This is a genomic window from Rhodanobacter koreensis, from assembly GCF_054782855.1.
The window spans coordinates 819,677-838,007 of record NZ_BAAGRR010000001.1 but is presented as its reverse complement, the minus strand read 5'-3'; the positions used below and the strand labels follow the sequence as shown (position 1 = coordinate 838,007).

The following is an 18,331-nucleotide window of genomic DNA, read 5'->3' as shown; positions in this document are numbered from 1 at the left end:
GCTTCACATTCGGTCAATGACCTGGGAGTTGGAGGGGAGATGAAAACGTTGGCCACGGGAAAAAAAAGGGTGATCCTCGCTTTGGCGCTCGGTGTCGGCGCGCTGGCCGATCCACTGGCAATCGTCCATGCACAGAGCAATGGCTCGGAGAGCGCAAAGGCGCCGGATTCGGCAACGACGTCCGCAGCGTCCAAGCCGAAGGACAGTGATGCGGTGCAGCTCCAGGGTGTCACCGTCACGGCCACTCGGCGTGAGCAATTGCTGCAGGTAGTGCCCGTTTCGGTGACGGCCATTTCGGGCAAGGAGTTGGCGAGCTCCAATTTCCAGGACGCGAGTGACATCCAGTACCTGGCGCCGAACGTCACATTCTCGGCGAGCCAGCCGGTCTCCCACGGCGGTGGCTATCAGATTCGCGGCATCGGAACACAAACCTACGACAGCGGCGTCGAGCAGTCCGTGGGCCTCGTTGTCGACGATGTAGTGATTGGACTGCCGCGGGATCCCGGCGTATCCGGCTTCAACGATGTGGAGCGGGTGGAGGTGTTGCGCGGGCCGCAGGGCACCCTGTTCGGGAAGAACGCATCGGCAGGTGTCATCCAGATCGTCACGAACAATCCGGACATCGGCAAGACGTCGGCCAATCTCAACCTGTCATATGGCGAGCGCGGCGAGCAGATCGCCAACGGAAATCTCAATATTCCGATCGGCAGCACGAGTGCCTTGCGTCTCTCGGCGTTCTATCAGTCGCAGGATGGCAACATTCCCTATGTGGTGCTGCACGGTGACGGCGACATCGGCGATCGCGACAGCAAGGGATTTCGCGCGAAATATCTCTGGCTACCCAACGACAATCTCTCTGTTCTGGTGACGGCGGAACATCAGTCGGCATACATCCGCGACGGGTTCACGATCCAGTCGCTCGGCATCGACCCCATGTATGACTCGACCTTCAATGGTTTCGCGGTAAAGCCGGGACCGAACGTATTCGCCAGCTATCAGGATCGCGATTCGTTCTCCAACACCTCGATCAACGGTGCGTCGGCGAAACTGGACTACAGCCTGGGCGACTACACCATCACGTCCATCAGCGCATTCCGCCAGATGAAGTTGACCCAGCAGGCCGACGGCGATCTTTCGCCCGTCGATATCCTGGATATCAACGACGGCGGCATCCGCGGGAACCAGCTGACCCAGGAGTTGCGCCTGACCTCGCCTTCGGATCAGAAGCTGGAATACGTTGCGGGAGCCTATTTCTATCACACGGATATTTCTGGCTCGATCCTTCAGATGGGCAACTACTACGGCCTGCTTGGAGGCATTCCGCTCGTCGTTGGCGGCGGCAATCGCATTCAACACGACAAGACCGACAGTTACGCCGGGTTTGGCCAGGCGACCTATGCACTGACCGACAAATGGAAGCTGATCGGCGGCCTGCGTTACACGAGTGACCTGGTCGAGGGTGATCTGCACGTGATCCCTGTGGCGGGCTTTCCCTATGGCACCGCGGTGCCGTACATGGGCAATACCAATGGCACCAATGTGTCCGGCAAGCTCGGCGTCCAGTACACGCCGAACGAGAGTGCCATGCTGTATGGAACTATCTCGACGGGCTACAAGGGGCCGGCGCTGGACGGCACCACCGGCACACTCAGGAGCGTCAAGCCCGAATCGGTGCAGAGCTACGAGTTTGGCATCAAGTCGACACTGCTGGATGACCGGATGACGCTTGATGCCGCGGTCTATCGCTCCGACTTCAAGAACTTCCAGACCAATGCGTTGTATACGGGTGGCGGAACGGTCCAGTTCGTCCTGGCCAATGCCGGACTGATGCGTTCGCGCGGCGTCGAACTGGAGTCCACCTGGCTGTTGGTCAAGGGCTTCACGATCGGAGCCAATGCGGCCTACAACGATGCCCGCTTCAAGAACTATCTCGGGGCGTGTTATCCAGGCCAGCCCCTTTCCGGTGTCGTCGGCGTAGGCTGCTACGTGGACCCGGCGTCGAGTTCGGAAATTGCCAACTATGCCGACGTCGGCCTGCCGAATTCGCCGAAGTGGACGTATGGCCTGCACGGTTCGTATGAGCATCCCCTGGGGCAGAACCTCAAGTTCGACGCTGGCGCCATCTGGTCATGGCGCAGCAGTTCCTTCACTACGCCGTCCGATCCCGGGTCGGTCACCGGTGCCTACGGACTGCTGAACGCGAACCTGGGTATAGGAAAGAGCGACGGCACCTGGCGAGTGGGTCTTTACGCGCGCAACCTGCTGGATAAGCGGTTCTACGGGGTCTATGCCTTGCCCACGCTCAACACCAATGGTTACGTGCGCTATGTCAGCCCGGATGCATTCCGCACCGTGGGGGTAAACCTCAGCCTGAAGTTCTAGCGGAACATTGCTCGCTGATTGTTCCGTCAATGATCGGAACAACCAGCGGGCGGCTGCTTTCAACGATTGACAAGATCCCCGGTCGAGCCTTTCTGAAACCTATGCAAACTTCACCTGCCTGCAAAAGTGAGACAACGACGGCACGTATTGCTGAAGGCATTCGGAGATCGTCTCGTCGAAAGGTTGTAGCCAACGCTGCAAGGCTCGCCGCGATGGTCCTGGCCTCGTTCATTGCCGGGTCGGCATGGGCGCAGCAAGGGCCGCTCCCCACGGCGCTCATGCCAATGCCTGCTTCCATCGAACTGGGCGATGGTGCACTTCGCTTCAGTGGCCGACTCCAGGTACGTTGGGACGGTGAAGCCAATGCATTCGTCAACCAGGCCGTGGAGCGGACGAATGCCGATCTCCAACGCCTGGCAGGGAAGGTGGACAGTGGACCGGACGTCACACTGACGATCCGCTGCTGCCGTCGCATGGTGATGGACACCACGCATCTGGATATCGGCGAGGAGAACTACAGGCTGCTGGTCGATGGACATGCCGTGACGCTTATTGCGGACACTCCCATTGGCGCATTGCGTGGTCTGGCCACCCTGCGGCAGCTGGCGGAACCCGGGCAGGGAGAGCCCAGCCTGCGCCGCGTGGACATTCGTGATGAACCACGCTTCGCCTGGCGTGGCTTGATGATCGACGTAGCCCGGCACTTCGCATCCATGGAGAGTCTCAAGCGCCAGATCGACGCGATGGAGCGGCTCAAGCTCAATGTGCTGCATCTGCATTTCAGTGACGACGAGGCGTTCCGCATCCAGAGTTCGGCATTTCCCGAGCTCACCAGGGGCCTTGGCGGCGAGTTCTATACCCAGGCGCAGATTCGGGATCTGGTGTCGTACGCGTTCCAGCGTGGTGTACGCGTCGTGCCGGAGCTGGATGTGCCGGGACATGCCGGCGCCATTCTCAGGGCTTACCCGCAATACGCATCGGGCCAGTCGCCTGCCGGTGGCGGCACGCTGAATCCTGCACTGCCTGCGACGTACGCGTTCCTCGAAAAGCTGTTCGGCGAGCTCGGCTCGCTGTTCAGTGACCCGGATTTCCACATAGGTGGCGACGAAGTAAAGGGACTCGATTGGGCAGCCAATCAGGACATCCAGAACTTCATGGCCGCGCAGGGCTTGCACAGCAAGCAAGAGTTGCAGGAGTACTTCTTTCTGAAGGTCAGGGACATCCTCAGGCGCCAGGGCAAGCACGTGATCGGATGGGAGGAGGTCGCCACCGGCGCGACACCTCGCGACGTGATCGTCCAGGCGTGGCAGAGCTCGAATGCCATCGACAACGCCACACGCCACGGCAACCGGGTGATCGTTTCGGCCGGTTACTATCTCGATTACCTGCTGCCTGCGTCGGCTTATTACAAAGTCGATCCGCTCGATCCCTCGGCCGCCGGCATCGACCCCGCCATCTTCGCCAAGGTCCAAGCGAGCTATCCCAAGCTGATACCGTACTTTCCCAGGGATCAGGTCAAAGATCCCTCGCTGAAACTCACGCCTGCACAGCAGAAACTGGTCATCGGTGGCGAGGCGGCGCTATGGAGCGAGCTGGTCACGGATGAAATGATCGATGGACGGCTGTGGCCACGCTCGGCGGCCATTGCCGAGCGCTTCTGGTCGCCCCGGAATACGACCGACGCGAACGATATGTACCGGCGTCTGGCGGTGATCCAGGACGAGCTGAGAATCCTGGGTCTGGACGATCAGGCGAATATGGACAGAATGCTGGCACGGCTTGCGCCGGGCGAGTCCGATGCGCTGGCCGTGTTCGCAAACGTGGTCACACCGGTGCGCAACTTTGCGCACATGCACAAGCTCGTGGCTTATGCGCACCACCAGCCGCTCACGCCACAGTATTTCAACCAGATCGCCGACGCCGCGTTGCCGGACAATCCCGTGGCGACGTGCTTCAACCGTGACGCCGATGCCTATGCGCATGGTGACCACGGCAGGCAGGAGGCGCTGAAGGCGCAGCTGATCCAGTGGCGTGACAATCATGCCCGCTTCCTTGTCTTGGCCGAGCGCCATCCGGACCTGAAGCCGGCCGTCGCCACGTCTGCCGATCTCTCGGCACTCGCTCGCTGCGGGCTTGAAGCACTGGACATCATCGCCTCGGGAGGTGACGTCGATCCGCAGTGGAAGGTTCAGGCGCGAACGTTGCTGGACCGGCAGCAGAAGTACGTCCAGGCTTCCGACTCGTTCTTCGCCACGATCGTTTCGCCCTCCCAGCCGCCCGCGGATCTGCTGATCGCGATCGAGCCAGGCATCGGCACGCTGGTCGACGCCGCCATCGAACAGACCAGCCGCAAGGCACCCCATTGAACCACCGAGGCGATTCCCGATGAGACGTATGGCCAGGATACTGGGCTGGTGCCTGTTGACCATCGTGCTGTTGTTTGCCGCATCGTTTCTTGCGACCCGGTTGAGCCCGTGGCCCGACGTCTGGCTATTGCGACATGTTTCCCTGGTTCTCGGCGACCAGGGTGCCAAATCGGCAGCCGCCTTGGCCAGGCATGTGCCGCCCGGCGTGGAGTCGCATCTCGATGTAAGTTACGACAGCGACGATGCGGACGGACGCATGGACGTGTTCTTCCCCTCACATGCGGGTGCCGCCCAAGCGACCATCGTGTGGGTTCATGGAGGCGCGTTCGTCGCGGGAACCAAGTCGGACATACGTCCCTATCTCGCCATCCTTGCCTCGCACGGATACACGGCGGTAGGCATCGAGTACAGCAAGGCGCCGGAGCGAACGTATCCAACGCCTGTGCTCCAGCTCGGCAAGGCACTGGCGTATCTGCAGAGCAACGCTGCCACATTCCACGTGGACCCGAGTCGCTTTGTCCTGGCGGGCGACTCCGCCGGCGCGCAGATTGCTGCGCAGATGGCGCTGGTCATAAGCAACGCCAGCTACGCATCGGCAACGCGGTTGACTGCGCCCATGCAGCCGGACCAGTTGCGTGGAGTACTTCTCTTTTGCGGACCCTACGATTTGAGCCTGATACCGCGGGAAGGGAAGTTTGCCAATCTCACGCAAAAGCTGCTCTGGTCCTACTTTGGGCAAAAGGATTTCGAGAAGAGTCCCGGGTACAAGTACTTTTCGGTGGTCGACTTCGTTACGGCCAGATTTCCTCCCAGCTTCATCTCGGCCGGCAATACTGATCCCTTGCTCGAGCATTCCGAGCATTTGGTGCAGGCGCTTCGGCGAGCGGGCGCCACACCTCGTGTTCTCTTTTTCGAGCACGCCGGTGTGCCGGTGCCCCATGAATATCAGTTCGACCTGGATACTCCGGCGGGGAAGCAAGCGCTCGGCCTCGTACTCGGCCGTCTGTCCGATTGGACCGCGTCGCCAGAGCCTTGATGATGCCAGCGCGGCCCTCACGCTCGAACGGGCTTCGACGCCAAAAGCAGATCGAGGATGATCTCCGAGCCCGGAAGCCCAGCCGGGCGCGGCGAGGGTAGCGCCAGGCAGTGCTCCACTCTCAAGCCGCAAGCCTTGTGCATCGATTGGGCTCCGCGCGGTCGGGCGGCGCTCTTCTTGAGTGCATGTGCGATGCCACATCGGGCTGCACCGGAATCAGGCGTTCGAGTGACATGACTGCAATCCCGATGACAGGATCGTGATGCAACCGAAGCGTATTCAGTGCCTGGCGATCTCGAAATCCCGGGTAACTACCGGCTTGCCATCGAGCGAGATCTCGACCTTGTACTTGCCTTCCGGCCACAGGTCCGGGTTCCGCACCATGAACGTGGTGACGGCGGGACCATCGGTGGCGATCGCCTGGCTGATGCTGCTGATCAGCTGGCCCGTGCCTTCGAGATAGCTCCACTTGGCGTTGAGCGTGGCACCACTACTACCGCCCACGGTAGCGACACTGGCGTAGATGGTCTTGTCACCGGGGATGAAGCGGTTGCTGGCCTGGGTCACCTGGCGCGCAGCATTGACTGCATTGCCGAGCGTCACGCTGGCCACGCTGAGCGCGGTGCCGGCGGATGGAGGAACGGCCGGCGTACTGGCTGAGGTGGCCGGCGCAGTGACTTGGGCTGTTGTACGGGCTGTCACCGGCGCGTCTGCCGTCGTGAGTGTCCTGGCAGCGCTTGCCGGGGAGGGTTTGCCTGCTGCGGCTGCCGTTCGGGTCGTGGCCGGCTGATCGGTTGGCGTCGCCGGTGGGTGTTTGCTGCAGGCACCGAGCAGGAGGCCTGCAAGGCAGGCGCCATACAGCGCGGCTGAACGTGCGGAACGTGTCATGCGAAACTCCAGTGGCAGTGTCGCGGCGCCGTCTCCAGCGCTGTCCGGATGCCTTGGTCAGGCATTGACGCTAGCCCCGTCGATATGAAGCGCCGATTACCGAGCGATCATCTCGTCAGATCATCGCTTGCCATCTACTGGCGGACCGTGCGCGGATTGCCCGGCATGGCCGCGGTGCTGCTGCGGAACGGGTTGATGTCGAGACCTCCCCGGCGGGTGTAGCGCGCATACACGCTCAGCTGCTGCGGGGCGCAGCGCTGCATCAGGTCGACGAAGATGCGCTCCACGCATTGCTCGTGGAATTCGTTGTGATCGCGGAACGAGACCAGATAACGCAGCAGGCCGGCATGATCGATCGGTGCGCCGCGATAGGCTATCTGCACGCTGCCCCAGTCCGGCTGGCCGGTGACCGGGCAGTTGGAGCGCAGCAGGTGCGAGACCAGGGTTTCCCCGATCGGTGTGGCGCTGGCATCCGCACTCAGGAAATCCGCCTGCGGTGGACCGTAATGGTCGATGTCGAGGTCCTGCGCATCGAGCAGATGGCCGTCCAGATCGGTCACGCCAAAAGCGGCGGCGTTCGCCTCGGCGAGCCGCACGGCGACGGCGGCGCCTGCAGCAGCAGACAAGTCCCGCGTCAGCGTGGCGACGAGGGTGGCCACGTCGGCCATGCGCTCCTGCGAGAAACCGTTCAAGTACAGCTTGAACGACTTCGATTCGATGATGTTCGGCGAAGCCGCCGGCACGCGGAACTCGGCCAGCGCCACCGCCGGTTTGCCGCGCAGATCGAGCCATGACAGCTCGTACGCGTTCCAGATGTCCACACCGTGGAACGGCAGCGGTTCGGCCACGCCGATTTCCGCGCGCTTGTCGGCGCGCGGAATCGGAAACAGCAGGCTGGGGTCGTAGCGGTCGGCGTAGACGGTGCTCTTGCCGAGCGGGGAATGTTCGGGAGTGCTCATGCCGCCCATTCTAGCGGCTCGCATCGCCGGACCCGTGCGAAGGCCGGCGATGTGGGGCGGATCAGCGGTTGATATGCGTCATGCTGGCAGTCGCATAACGCTCGCCGGCCACTGCCTCCGGCGGAAAGATCCGGTCGATCGCCGCCAGTTCGTCGCTGCTCAACTGCACATCCAGTGCGCCGAGATTCTCGTCCAGCCGCGAGCGCCGCTTGGTGCCGGGGATCGCCAGCACCTCCCGGCCCTGCGCCAGCACCCAGGCCAATGCAAGCTGGGCCGGTGAACACCCCTTGTCTGCCGCCATCTGCCTCACCTTGTCCACCAGCTGCAGATTGCGGGCGAAGTTGTCGCCGATGAAGCGCGGGTTGCTGCGGCGATAATCGTCGATGTCGAAATCATCCGGCGTGCGGATCGCGCCGGTGAGGAAGCCGCGGCCCAGCGGCGAGTAGGCGACCAGTGAAATGCCGAGGCGACGGCAGGCGTCGAGCACACCGTTGTGTTCCGGATCGCGCGTCCACAACGAATACTCGCTTTCCAGCGCGGCGATCGGATGCACCTTACTGGCCCGTTCCAGCGTCGCCGCCGAGGCTTCGGACAAGCCCAGGTGGCGCACCTTGCCGGCCTGCACCAGCTCGGCCATCGCACCCACGGTTTCCTCGATCGGCACCTGCGGATCGACCCGGTGCTGGTAGTACAGGTCGATGGTGTCGATGCCGAGCCGCTTCAGGCTGCCCTCGCAGGAGGCGCGCACGTACTCGGGCCGCCCGTTGACGCCGCGTGCCTGCGGGTTGGCCAGGTCGCGCACGATGCCGAACTTGGTAGCGATGAAGGCCTGGTCGCGGCGCCCCTTGATCGCCTTGCCGGTCAGTTCCTCGTTGATGTGCGGGCCGTACATGTCGGCGGTATCGAGCATCGTGATGCCGCGATCGAGCGCATGCTGGATGGTGGCGATCGATTCGGCATCGTCGCGCTGGCCGTAGAAATCGCTCATGCCCATGCAGCCGAGGCCGAGGGCGGAAACTTTGGGGCCCGGCTTTCCGTGGGCGTCTTTGCCGAGAGTGCGGGTCTGCATGGTGGTTGCTCCGGTGGGTGAGGATGGCTGCATGGTGCGCTGTACCGGCATCCGGATAAATGCTCAATAATGGCCATCACCATTCCATAGACGACAACAATCATCATGGACCGTCTTGAAGCGATGCGGCTGTACACGCGGATCGTCGAACTGGGCAGTTTCACCGCCGCGGCTGATGACCTGAACCTGCCGCGCGCCACCGTCACCCATGCGATCAAGCGGCTGGAGGCGCGGCTTGGCGCGCAACTGTTGCAGCGAACCACCCGTCGCGTACGTACTACCCGTGACGGCGAAACCTACTACGGCCATTGCGTGCGCCTGCTGGCCGACATGGACGAGGTGGAGACGGATTTCCGCGAAGCCGTGGTGCAGCCGAAAGGTCGCCTGCGCATCGATCTGCCGGTCTCGCTGGCGCGCCAGCGGGTGATTCCCGCGCTACCCGAATTCTTCGCGCGCTTCCCGCAGATCGAACTGGACATCGGCACCGGCGACCGCTTCGTCGACCTGGTGCGTGAGGGCGTGGATTGCGTGTTGCGCATCGGCGAGCTGGGCGATTCCGGCATGGTCGGGCGCCGCGTCGCCATGCTGGAGCAGGTGACCGTGGCCAGCGCAGGCTACGTGCGCCGGCACGGCATGCCGGATTCACTGACCGCCTTGCACGATGGCCATTTCGCGGTCAACTGGGCTTCGCCGACCACGCGTCGCAGCGAGCCGCTGGAATTCATGGTGGCTCGTCGTCGGCGCGAAGTGGCGTTGCCGGGGCGCGTCACGGTCAGTGGCGTCGATGCCTATCTCGGTTGCTGCGAGGCGGGCCTCGGCATGGCGCAGATGCCGCGCTACCGCATCAGCGAGGCGCTGGCGAGCGGGAGCTTGCGCGAGATCCTGCCGGCGTATCCGCCACCGTCGCTGCCGATGACCGTGCTGTATCCGCAGCAGCGCCAGATGCCCGCACGCCTGCGCGTGTTCGTCGACTGGCTGGTCGAGCTGACCGGCCATCGGCGTTAGCCGGTCAGGCCTGTGTGTTGTCCGTGACTGCCGCTTGCGACAGTCGTTTCGGCGCGGTATTTCCCTGCGGCTCGACATGCACGCTCAACCGCCCCTCCCGCAGCGACAGGTCGAGCTGAATCAGTTGTGCGCGTGCCGCGGCTGCCGCCAGGGCCAGCCCGAGGCCGGTGTGTACGCCGGCATCCTTGCCCTTGCGCCAGAAACGCTGGCCTATCAGCGCCACATCCCCGGCCGTCAGGTCGGGTGCCTCGTTGCTTATGCACCAGGCATGCAACCCGCAGTGCAGCAGCACGCGGCTACCGGCAGGCGCGTAGGCTACGGCGTTGCCCAGGAGGTTGCCGAGCAGCACGTCGAGCAGCGTGACATCCCCCCGCCACGTCACGCCAGGTTCAATCCGGGCGTCCATCTCCAGTTGCCGGCCAGTCACCTCGTACCGGTAGCGCTCCAGCAATTTCCGGGTCAGCGCGGTGACATCCACGGATTGTGTCTGTACCCGTTCGATGCCCGCCTCGATCCGTGTAAGCAACAACAAGGCACCGACCATGCGTTCCATCTCGACGCCGATCTTGCCGATCTCGGCGAGCAGGTCGCGCAGGTCGCGCCCGCTCGGATAAAGCAGCTCCACCTCGATCAGGGTCCGCAGCTCGGCCAACGGTGTGCGCAGCTCGTGCGCCACGCCGCTGGCGAATTGCCGCTCACGCACCAGGCCGTCCTCCATGCGCGCCAGGACCTCGTTGAAGCGCGTCATCAGGGGTTTCAGTTCCTGGGCATTTGCTCCCACGAGGCGTTGCTCGGGTGTCTCCGGCCCGATCCCCTGCATTGCTTCGGTCAGCTGCGACAGCGGACGCAAGCCACGGGATACCAGCAGCGGGGCCAGAATCAACACCGTCACCACCGCCAGCACGATACTGCCGACGAAGATGGTGTCCATCGTGCCCTGGAAGTCCTGCACTTCGCTGCGGTCGACCGCCAGGCGAAGACTGCACGGGGCCGCGGGACGCTCATTCACTTGCGCTGTTGTCGCGCCCGCCGTGCCGGCAATGCTGCGGCGGGCCAGCGCGGATTCGGGCGTGAAGGGGAGCACCACGCCGCGAAGCACCGAACCTTCCTGATCCGACAGATCCGCGAAATTCGGGTTCCCGTCGTCGGCCGCCGGCCACGACAGTGCGCGGGCGGCAGCGGATGACGCGACATCCTGCCCGTCACAGCTAATGACGAAATAGACGCGTCCGTCATCAGCGAGGAACTCCGGCAGTTGACCGGAGGAAAACGGCCTCATCCCGCTGGCGCGTCCGACCCGATAGATATCGGAGAGCGCCTGTGCACGTTCCAGCAGATTCGCGTCGGCACGCTGGGAAACCTCGGTGTCGACATGCGAATCGATCACCCAGACGGCGGCACCCAGCGTGAGCATGATGGCCGTGGCCAGGAACAGGGTGATGCGCAGGCGCAGCGATATGGCGCGTTTCATGGATGGATCTTCATGCCGACGGGAGTTGCAGCTTGCGCTTCATGAGATCAGGTAGCCGGCGCCGCGCCGTGTTTCCACCAGGCTGCTCATGCCCGCCTGATCCAGTTTGCGCCGAAGGCCGAACACGAGCACCTCGATGCTGCGGTCGGAGGCGCAGGAATCACTGCCCGCCAGCCGATCGAGTATCTCGCTGCGGGTGAACACACGCCCGCGATGGCGCATCAGCAGCTCGAGCAGGGCGAGTTCGCGTGGCGTAAGCGGCAGCGGCGCTCCATCCACTTCAACGATGCGCGATTGCGGATTGAGGCTGAGTCGGCCCAGTACCAGGCACAGGGGGCGTGCCTCCTGCGGACGCCGTGCCAGTGCATGCAGGCGGGCGAGCAGTTCGTCGAAGGCAAACGGTTTGACGAGGTAGTCGTCCGCTCCCTTGTTGAGTGCGCCCACCCGGTCCGTCACCAGATCGCGTGCCGACAGCACCAGCACGCGCGGACGCACGTTGCGTCCGCGGATATGCTGCAGCACGGCCAGCCCGTCCTTGCGCGGCAGGCCCAGATCGAGCACGACCAGTTCGTAGTCGTAGGTATCCAGCAGATGGCAGGCGGCCACACCATCGGCGGCCACCTCCACATTGAATCCCGCAGCGACGAGGCCACGCGCAAGCGAATCGCGCAGACGCGCCGAATCCTCGACGATCAGGACGTTCAGTGCCGTTCTCCCGTTGATGCATGCGTACCCGGCATTGTGCGTTGACAGCAGCGGGCGGGATAAGTGCCGGTGGCAAACCATTCCCGGCATCCACTCCGGAAACTCACCGGCAGCCTTCCGACGCGAGAACTCCTGCCAGCGTCAGGATTCTCCCATCAACGACGGGTGCGCGATATCCACCCGCTGCGCCGGACAACGACATCCGACGTGTCTGTGCGGAACAGGTGGAAGGATCGAGACAGCAACCTGGTCTGTGGCTCTCGCTGACTTGCCGCATTCAATCCGATGAAACCGCGCTCCATCGATCGACACGGCCTGCGGCCAGTATCGGTGCTGGCCAGATGGCCAGCCAGACGCCGCGAAACGGTTGCACATAGAGCGCGTCGCGCCGGTCGGCGGCGGTAAGGTGCAGCGGGTAGTCGACGATCAGGCCGTCAGGGTGCGTCTTCGCCCATGCCTGCAACTCCAGATTGTCATGCAGTGGTTCGATCCGCTTCGTCAGGCGTCCGAGGAAGTGAAACTGCCCGTCATAGGATTCGAGATTGGCAAGCGGCAGGCCATGCGATTCGGCGCGAGCGAGGAATGCCGCGGCAGGCACGAGGTTGAACGCGGGCCACATGGCGATGCTGAAAAGACCATTCGCCGCGACAGCACCGATCAGCCCTGCCAGGGCGATCCGTTGCAACTCGGCTTTGCCGCGTACGAGCAGCAGTATGCCAAGTGCCGCATAGACCAGGCCGAAGCGCAAGTGGACGGGCATCAGACTGTCCACATATGCGCCATGGATGATGCCGGCGCTTGCCAGTTGCGGCAGCAGGATCAAGCCCAGCGCCACCCCAAGACTGAGCAGTGCCAGCGGCCACGGCCCCAGCCAGGGTATGGTCGCCAGCGATGCGCGGCATTGACGCAGATGTGTCAGCGCTGCCGCCAGCAGCAGGGCAAAGCCACCGTATTCCGGCAGCAGGTAGTAAGGCTGCTTGCCACTGATGAGCGAGAAGATCAGAAGCACCGGGCCAAGCCATGCAAACAGAAAGCGCAGGCCGGGCTGGAATGGCCGCCGCAGCATGCCTGCGGCGACCCACAGGCGCGGCCACAGCGCAAATGGAAACAGCAGGACCGGCAGTACGGACAGATACCACCAGAACGGTTCTGCATGCGCGAAGGCATCGACTACCCGTCCGGCCGTCTGATGGAACAGCAACTGGTCGCGATACTCCGGGCCGCCCAAGGCTGCTGCGCTGAACGCCCAGAGGCACAGCAGTCCGAATGCTGCAAGCAGGGCGAGTGAACCGTGCAGGTACCAGTGACGTCGCTCGCGTCGTGCCTGGTCATTCCATAGCGGGCCGAGCAGCCATGGAAACGCGACGTGCAGCAGCATCACCGGTCCCTTGGCCAGCAAGCCCAGTCCGACGGCCACGGCGAACCAGCCAAAACGTGGTGCTTCATGGTGCGGGCGGGGCACAAGCGTCAGCAAGGCAGCAAGTACGCAGTCCGCCAGCAGCACCTCATACATGATCTGCAGGCCGAACAGAAAGGCATAGGTGAAAGCCAGCAGCATCCATGGCGCAGCCCGGGCATTCCAGGGTTGTTCGGGAAACAGCCGGCGGGCAAGAACCACAATCAGTACCAGCTGCGTGCCGCCCAGCATCACCTGGAGCAGCCGTGGCCATATGTCGCCCACTCCCCCTGCGGCCCAACCCAACTGGATGAGCCAGAACAGCAGTGGCGACTTGTCGCTGTAAGGCCGCCCGTTGAGATAGGGAACAAGGAAGCTGTGCCGGTGCCACATCTCCCAGGCCACCGACAAGGTTCGCGTGGAGAACATCGGCATCGGGCCATGCTGGAAGATGGCGATCGTCGCGACCATCAACCAGAGCGGCAGCCATGCCCAGGGAACTCGCAGGGTTTCGAGACGGTGGAGCAAAGGGCGCATCGCGTGTTCGTCATGTCATGGCGTGGCGGGAATATACCCGAGCGCCGACGAGGCTGAAGGCAGGCATCGAGGTATCAGGGCGGGAGCATCGGTAAAAACCCATGGGATCCGGGGGAAGGTTGCGGCTTGCACCCATGGCGTGATTACAAGGATCTAACAAGTGCCTAAGTGCAGCCTAAGCGGCGGCAATGACAATGACATGCCGGCATGAATCGGCTGATTCCGCTTGTCCGCTCACGCCAGCCGGTTGATGCCGGGCGCGTGAGCGGTTTCATGACAAGGCCGTCGTCCATCGCCAGGTGAATCTTGAACACAGCTTGCCCAGACACCCTCCCTGGCCTTCTGCCGAGAGACGGGATTTACCGCGTCCTGGTATGTCGGCCGAATCATCGCCTCGGCAACATTCTTCTGATCACGCCATTGATTGCCGAGCTCGAGCGGCTCTACAAGGGGGTGGAGATCGACATTGTTGCGGAGGGTCCTGCTGCCTCCGACGTGTTTGCCACGTTCTTCAGCGTCAAGAACATCTACTGTCTTCCAACACGCGGTTTCAAGCACCCTGTCGCGTTCCTCTCGCTGATATCGAAGATACGCAAGAACCGCTATGACCTGGTCATCGACCCTTGCATCGGATCGGGTTTCAGTCGCGCTCTGACGAGAATCTTCAGGGGAAGATACAAGCTGGGTTTCGACGACGCGCCGGCGCCCCGCGGCCTCACCCACGTCGCCCCGGAATCGATGGCGCCCCGGCACATGGCCAAGCGTCCGGTGAGTCTCGTTCGCTGGCATGGGTCGTCCGAAAAGGACGCGTGCAGGGATTTTCCCTCTCTCGACATACGCCTGAGCGATGCGGAACGTGCACAGGGCCGGTCCGTGGTGTGCGAGCTGCTCGACGCGTCGGAGCAGTCTGCCGCGGAACCGGTGATCGGCATCTTCGCCAACGCTACCGGCGCGAAGCGCTATCCGGGCCCATGGTGGCATGAGTTCATCACCGCGCTGCAGGAGTCGTGTCCGCATTGCGGCATGATCGAGATCATTCCCGCGAATGGCCGATCGATGCTCGATTCCCGCTGGCCGGGTTATTACTCGAGCAAGATCCGGCGCATGGGTGCCGTGATGTCCGGCCTCGACCTGATGATCAGCGCCGACTGCGGCGTCATGCATCTGGCCGTGGCTTCGGGCGTGCCAACCGTGGGCATGTTCTCGGTCACCGACGCCAACGTCTACGGCCCTTATGGCCTCGGCAACAGCGTGCTGGCCACTAATGGCAGCACGGCCAGCGACGTTGCGAGGAGCGTGGTTGCAGCCTTCCGGCAGCTCATGGATCCCTGCGCGGACGTCACCGCAAGCGTCGCGCAGCCGTCAAGCAAGATGCCGGCTGCACCTGCACCTGCCCCGGTTTCCGGCGGACAGGTGGTTTAGCCATGTTGGCGTGCCTGCCACTCCATCGTCGCGTATCCGGCGAGGGAGTGAACAGGGTCAGTTCGAGATCGCATTCGTGAACTACCTGTCAGAACCTGAGCACGCGGCCGAGCCACTTGCGGCAGGCAATCCTCGACGATCTTCTTTCGCATGGCTCCTGAATGCGTTGCCGGTCGTGTGGCTTCTTGTCTGGTTTGCCGGCCTGGGTATCCGTCCTCTGGGCGAGCCGGACGAGGGGCGCTACGCCGAGGTCGCACGGGAGATGTTTGCCACGGGTGATTGGGTTACCCCCAAGCTTGATGGCTTCAATTTCTTCGACAAGCCAGTACTTCATTACTGGGCCACCAGCTTTTTCTACACCCTGTTCGGTGTGCATGAATGGACGGCCCGCCTGTGGGTTGTCCTGACCGGCCTGCTCGCGATCGTGGCCTCCGGATGGGCTGCCGGACGGCTGTATGACCGACGTACCGGATGGATCGCCGCGGCGGTACTCGGCAGCACGCTGCTGTTCTTCGCTGGCGCCCGGATCAGCACGATGGACATGAGCGTCGCCGCGTTCCTGTTTGTCGCCATCGCGCTGTTCATGGTCTCGCAATTTGACCCTCGTGCCGAGCCATACCGTGTCCACCTGAACCTGCTGGGCTGGGCATGCCTCGCGTTGGCCGTACTGTCAAAAGGCCTGATTGGACTGGTACTGCCGGCCTTGGCGTTGCTGGTATTCATGTGCTGGGAAAGAAGCACGGACGTCCTTCGCCGGATGACGGTGGGCTGGGGACTGGTGGTTGTCGTTGCGATCAGTGCGCCATGGTTCGTCGAGATCTGCAGGCGGCACCCCGACTTCTTCGATTATTTCTTCATCAGGGAACATTTCGGGCGTTTCCTCACGGGTGCAGATGATCGCAGGCAGCCCGTGTGGTTTTTCATCGGGGTCGTGCTGCTGGGCCTGTTTCCGTGGGTGGTGTTTCTTCCCTTCGGCCCGGCCGGCTGGCGCAAGCTTTGCGCGGCAGGTCGCCCCGAGCGATTCCTTGTGTGCTGGATCGTCGTGGTGCTGGTGTTCTTCTCGGCATCGCACTCGAAGCTGCCCTTCTACATCCTTCCGATATTTCCGGGTCTCGCGATCCTTATTGCGAGAAGGGTATCGACACTCGCGGATCGCGAACTCGCCTGGCGTTTTCTGTCGATTGCGGTGATTGCGGTCATCCTGGCTGCGGCGGCGTGGTTGAGCCCGGTCAGTACACGGCACCTGTCGCAAAACACGGACCTGCACCCCGTCCTGATCTGGTTTGCACGTGAGCTGGGCGCACTGGCTGGAGTCGGCATGCTGGGCTTTGTGGTGCTCATCTGCTGGCGGCAACGCCAGGTTGCACTGGTGATGCTTGGATTGGGCGCGCTGTGTGTGTGGCAGTTGCTGTTCGCGAATATCGGCGGGGTGGCCAGCAAACTCTCTGCAAAGCCTGTCGCGCAGCTCATGCTCCCGCTGATGCGTGACGGCACCGAAGTATTCACAGTGCGAGCCTATCTGCGGGGATTGCCTTTCTATCTGCAACGGCTGGTTACCGTGGTCGATGAAGACCCTGCGGATATCCTTCCGGGAAGGATGTCGCGCACGGAGGGTTTCCTGCCGTCCATCAGCGGATTCGAAACCCGCTGGATTGCGGCATCGAGTGCCGTCGCGCTGGTCGATCCGCGTCTGCTTCCACGGTTGCGCCAGGATGGATTGCCGATGCAGATCGTCGGCACGGCACCGAGCGGTGTCGTGATCAGTCGAACCGCACCGAATCGCGCCGCGGCTCGCTGAGTGGCGACAAGCGTGTCTCTCGGATCGACCTGATTCCGCAGACAGGAGGGCGTCAGTCGCGCGACATGCCGTGGCGCGGCGTGGCGGTGCCGAGGGTGTCGCTGGTCAACGGTGCGCCGGTCTTGAGCAAGGCACCGCGTTGCTCGGCCAGCGGCAGGCGCAGCATGCAATCCTCGAAACGGGCGAGTTTCTGGAACACGGGCAGAGCCTGTACTCGCGCAACGAGTGCCGCGCAGCGTGGCCAGCGCGCTTCATCGATCGCGTAACGGACGAACGAGGCCGTGCGGAAGAAGCTGGCGATGCTGATGTCGGCGATCGAGAGCGGGCCGAACAGGAGGCCGTCGTCCGGCAGCTGGTTTTCCAGATAGTCCAGTGCGGCGGGAATTTCCACATCGCGGGCATGCTGCACGATCGCCTCATCGGTGGCCTCACCGAAGATGTGGCGCCTGATCGCCAGCTGATAGAACAGCCGCCAGATCAGTCCGTTGGCCAGGCGTGTGTCGGCGTACTCCTCCAGCCAGCGTGCCTGCGCACGGTCGGCGATGTCGGCGGGATACAGCGCCGGTGTCGGATGCCGGTCCTCCAGGTACTGGCAGATCACCGAGGAGTCATTCAGCACGAAACCATCGTCGATCAGCACGGGGATGCGCCGCAGTGGGCTGAGCCGCGAGAACTGGTCGTTGCCGACGAACGGCGCGATCGGGTCGATCTCGTAGTCGAGCCCCTTCAGCTCCAGGCACACCAGCACCTTGCGCACATAGGGCGAAATGTAATTGCCGATGATTCTCAGGCGGGCAGGCATCGAACGGCTCCGGACGACACATGCGGATGAGCGTGTGCGAAGCCACGATGGCACGTCAAGCCGGTGTCCCTGCCTTCAAGTTCTTGCGTTCAGATCGGCGACAGGCAGCGCCGGGATGGGCGTGGGAGAACCGTTGGAATCGAGAGCGATCATCACGAAGCGGCCGGTGGTGCACACACGGCGATCGCCGGTCAGCGGATCCTCGGCGGTCATCTCCACCTCGACGTGCATCGAGCTGCGGCCGACCTTGACCACGCTGGCGACCAGCTCCACCAGCTGGCCGGTGCGTACCGGCACGCGGAAGTTCACTTCCTCCGAACGTGCGGTGACCACGGTGCGCCGCGCATAGCGCGAGGCGACGATGAACGCGGCCTTGTCCATCCACGCCAACGCCTGGCCGCCGAACAGGGTGCCGAGGTGGTTGGTGTGATCGGGGAAAACCATTTCCAGCAGGCGGGCTTCGATCGGGGCAGTCATGGGATCTCTTGGTGTGGG

At 63.2% G+C, this 18,331-nt stretch carries 14 protein-coding genes; 6 read left to right on the top strand and 8 right to left on the bottom strand.

Annotated features, from left to right (window positions below):
* Positions 1–39 precede the first annotated feature (39 nt).
* The 3 genes from ACYVKM_RS03560 (at position 40) to ACYVKM_RS03550 (ending at position 5,784) form a co-directional block, all read left to right on the top strand.
* Complete coding sequence (locus tag ACYVKM_RS03560) at positions 40–2,382, top strand: TonB-dependent receptor (protein ID WP_460875819.1); 2,343 nt, start codon at positions 40–42, stop codon at positions 2,380–2,382.
* A gap of 284 nt (positions 2,383–2,666) precedes the next feature.
* Positions 2,667–4,748 (top strand): beta-N-acetylhexosaminidase, encoded by a 2,082-nt coding sequence (locus tag ACYVKM_RS03555; protein ID WP_460875817.1) that lies wholly within the window; start codon positions 2,667–2,669, stop codon positions 4,746–4,748.
* A 19-nt stretch (positions 4,749–4,767) separates the two neighbouring features.
* Positions 4,768–5,784 carry an alpha/beta hydrolase gene (locus ACYVKM_RS03550; RefSeq protein ID WP_460875815.1) on the top strand — a complete coding sequence of 339 codons (1,017 nt, stop codon included), beginning with the start codon at positions 4,768–4,770 and terminating at the stop codon, positions 5,782–5,784.
* A gap of 279 nt (positions 5,785–6,063) precedes the next feature.
* Here ACYVKM_RS03550 and ACYVKM_RS03545 read toward each other — a convergent pair whose 3' ends face one another.
* The 3 genes from ACYVKM_RS03545 to ACYVKM_RS03535 all read right to left on the bottom strand — a co-directional run bounded on the left by ACYVKM_RS03545 (position 6,064) and on the right by ACYVKM_RS03535 (position 8,700).
* The gene (locus tag ACYVKM_RS03545) at positions 6,064–6,672 is read right to left on the bottom strand and encodes a hypothetical protein (RefSeq protein ID WP_460875813.1); all 609 of its coding nucleotides are present in this window, start codon (positions 6,670–6,672) and stop codon (positions 6,064–6,066) included.
* 134 nt (positions 6,673–6,806) lie between these two features.
* Positions 6,807–7,631, bottom strand: coding sequence for an NADPH-dependent 7-cyano-7-deazaguanine reductase QueF (gene queF, locus ACYVKM_RS03540; protein WP_460875811.1), 825 nt, complete (start codon positions 7,629–7,631; stop codon positions 6,807–6,809).
* Between the two features lie 61 nt (positions 7,632–7,692).
* A complete protein-coding gene (locus ACYVKM_RS03535; RefSeq protein ID WP_460875809.1) occupies positions 7,693–8,700 on the bottom strand; it encodes an aldo/keto reductase in 1,008 nt (335 codons plus the stop codon).
* Between the two features lie 105 nt (positions 8,701–8,805).
* On the opposite strand from ACYVKM_RS03535, the gene ACYVKM_RS03530 reads away from it, so the two are divergent.
* Positions 8,806–9,705: a LysR substrate-binding domain-containing protein gene (locus tag ACYVKM_RS03530; RefSeq protein ID WP_460875807.1), complete on the top strand. Its 900-nt coding sequence runs from the start codon at positions 8,806–8,808 to the stop codon at positions 9,703–9,705.
* 4 nt (positions 9,706–9,709) lie between these two features.
* Here the strand turns inward: ACYVKM_RS03530 and ACYVKM_RS03525 are convergent, their stop codons facing one another.
* The 3 genes from ACYVKM_RS03525 to ACYVKM_RS03515 all read right to left on the bottom strand — a co-directional run bounded on the left by ACYVKM_RS03525 (position 9,710) and on the right by ACYVKM_RS03515 (position 13,814).
* Positions 9,710–11,176 (bottom strand): histidine kinase dimerization/phospho-acceptor domain-containing protein, encoded by a 1,467-nt coding sequence (locus ACYVKM_RS03525; RefSeq protein WP_460875806.1) that lies wholly within the window; start codon positions 11,174–11,176, stop codon positions 9,710–9,712.
* A 39-nt stretch (positions 11,177–11,215) separates the two neighbouring features.
* A complete protein-coding gene (locus ACYVKM_RS03520) occupies positions 11,216–11,848 on the bottom strand; it encodes a response regulator transcription factor (RefSeq protein WP_460876516.1) in 633 nt (210 codons plus the stop codon).
* Positions 11,849–12,158: 310 nt separating this feature from the next.
* Positions 12,159–13,814 carry an ArnT family glycosyltransferase gene (locus ACYVKM_RS03515; RefSeq protein WP_460875804.1) on the bottom strand — a complete coding sequence of 552 codons (1,656 nt, stop codon included), beginning with the start codon at positions 13,812–13,814 and terminating at the stop codon, positions 12,159–12,161.
* A 420-nt stretch (positions 13,815–14,234) separates the two neighbouring features.
* Between ACYVKM_RS03515 and ACYVKM_RS03510 the strand changes: the two genes are divergently transcribed.
* Both ACYVKM_RS03510 and ACYVKM_RS03505 read left to right on the top strand, forming a co-directional pair.
* On the top strand, positions 14,235–15,236 hold the full coding sequence (locus ACYVKM_RS03510; RefSeq protein WP_460875802.1) for a glycosyltransferase family 9 protein: 1,002 nt from the start codon (positions 14,235–14,237) through the stop codon (positions 15,234–15,236).
* A gap of 76 nt (positions 15,237–15,312) precedes the next feature.
* Positions 15,313–17,034, top strand: a complete 1,722-nt coding sequence (locus ACYVKM_RS03505) for a phospholipid carrier-dependent glycosyltransferase (RefSeq protein WP_460875800.1) — start codon at positions 15,313–15,315, stop codon at positions 17,032–17,034.
* 52 nt (positions 17,035–17,086) lie between these two features.
* Here ACYVKM_RS03505 and ACYVKM_RS03500 read toward each other — a convergent pair whose 3' ends face one another.
* Together ACYVKM_RS03500 and ACYVKM_RS03495 are read right to left on the bottom strand one after the other, a co-directional pair.
* Positions 17,087–17,836: a glutathione S-transferase family protein gene (locus ACYVKM_RS03500; protein ID WP_460875799.1), complete on the bottom strand. Its 750-nt coding sequence runs from the start codon at positions 17,834–17,836 to the stop codon at positions 17,087–17,089.
* 75 nt (positions 17,837–17,911) lie between these two features.
* Entirely contained in the window at positions 17,912–18,313 is a 402-nt protein-coding gene (locus ACYVKM_RS03495; RefSeq protein ID WP_460875797.1) for an acyl-CoA thioesterase, read from the bottom strand.
* Positions 18,314–18,331 lie beyond the last annotated feature (18 nt).

Excerpts from the sequence above, each read along its gene's own strand:
- ACYVKM_RS03535 (WP_460875809.1), bottom strand. The coding sequence starts at position 8,700 with ATGCAGACCCGCACTCTCGGCAAAGACGCCCACGGAAAGCCGGGCCCC.
- ACYVKM_RS03515 (WP_460875804.1), bottom strand. The coding sequence starts at position 13,814 with ATGCGCCCTTTGCTCCACCGTCTCGAAACCCTGCGAGTTCCCTGGGCA.
- ACYVKM_RS03525 (WP_460875806.1), bottom strand. The coding sequence starts at position 11,176 with ATGAAACGCGCCATATCGCTGCGCCTGCGCATCACCCTGTTCCTGGCC.
- ACYVKM_RS03500 (WP_460875799.1), bottom strand. The coding sequence starts at position 17,836 with ATGCCTGCCCGCCTGAGAATCATCGGCAATTACATTTCGCCCTATGTG.
- ACYVKM_RS03530 (WP_460875807.1), top strand. The coding sequence starts at position 8,806 with ATGGACCGTCTTGAAGCGATGCGGCTGTACACGCGGATCGTCGAACTG.
- ACYVKM_RS03550 (WP_460875815.1), top strand. The coding sequence starts at position 4,768 with ATGAGACGTATGGCCAGGATACTGGGCTGGTGCCTGTTGACCATCGTG.
- ACYVKM_RS03560 (WP_460875819.1), top strand. The coding sequence starts at position 40 with ATGAAAACGTTGGCCACGGGAAAAAAAAGGGTGATCCTCGCTTTGGCG.
- ACYVKM_RS03545 (WP_460875813.1), bottom strand. The coding sequence starts at position 6,672 with ATGACACGTTCCGCACGTTCAGCCGCGCTGTATGGCGCCTGCCTTGCA.
- ACYVKM_RS03495 (WP_460875797.1), bottom strand. The coding sequence starts at position 18,313 with ATGACTGCCCCGATCGAAGCCCGCCTGCTGGAAATGGTTTTCCCCGAT.
- queF (WP_460875811.1), bottom strand. The coding sequence starts at position 7,631 with ATGAGCACTCCCGAACATTCCCCGCTCGGCAAGAGCACCGTCTACGCC.
- ACYVKM_RS03555 (WP_460875817.1), top strand. The coding sequence starts at position 2,667 with ATGCCTGCTTCCATCGAACTGGGCGATGGTGCACTTCGCTTCAGTGGC.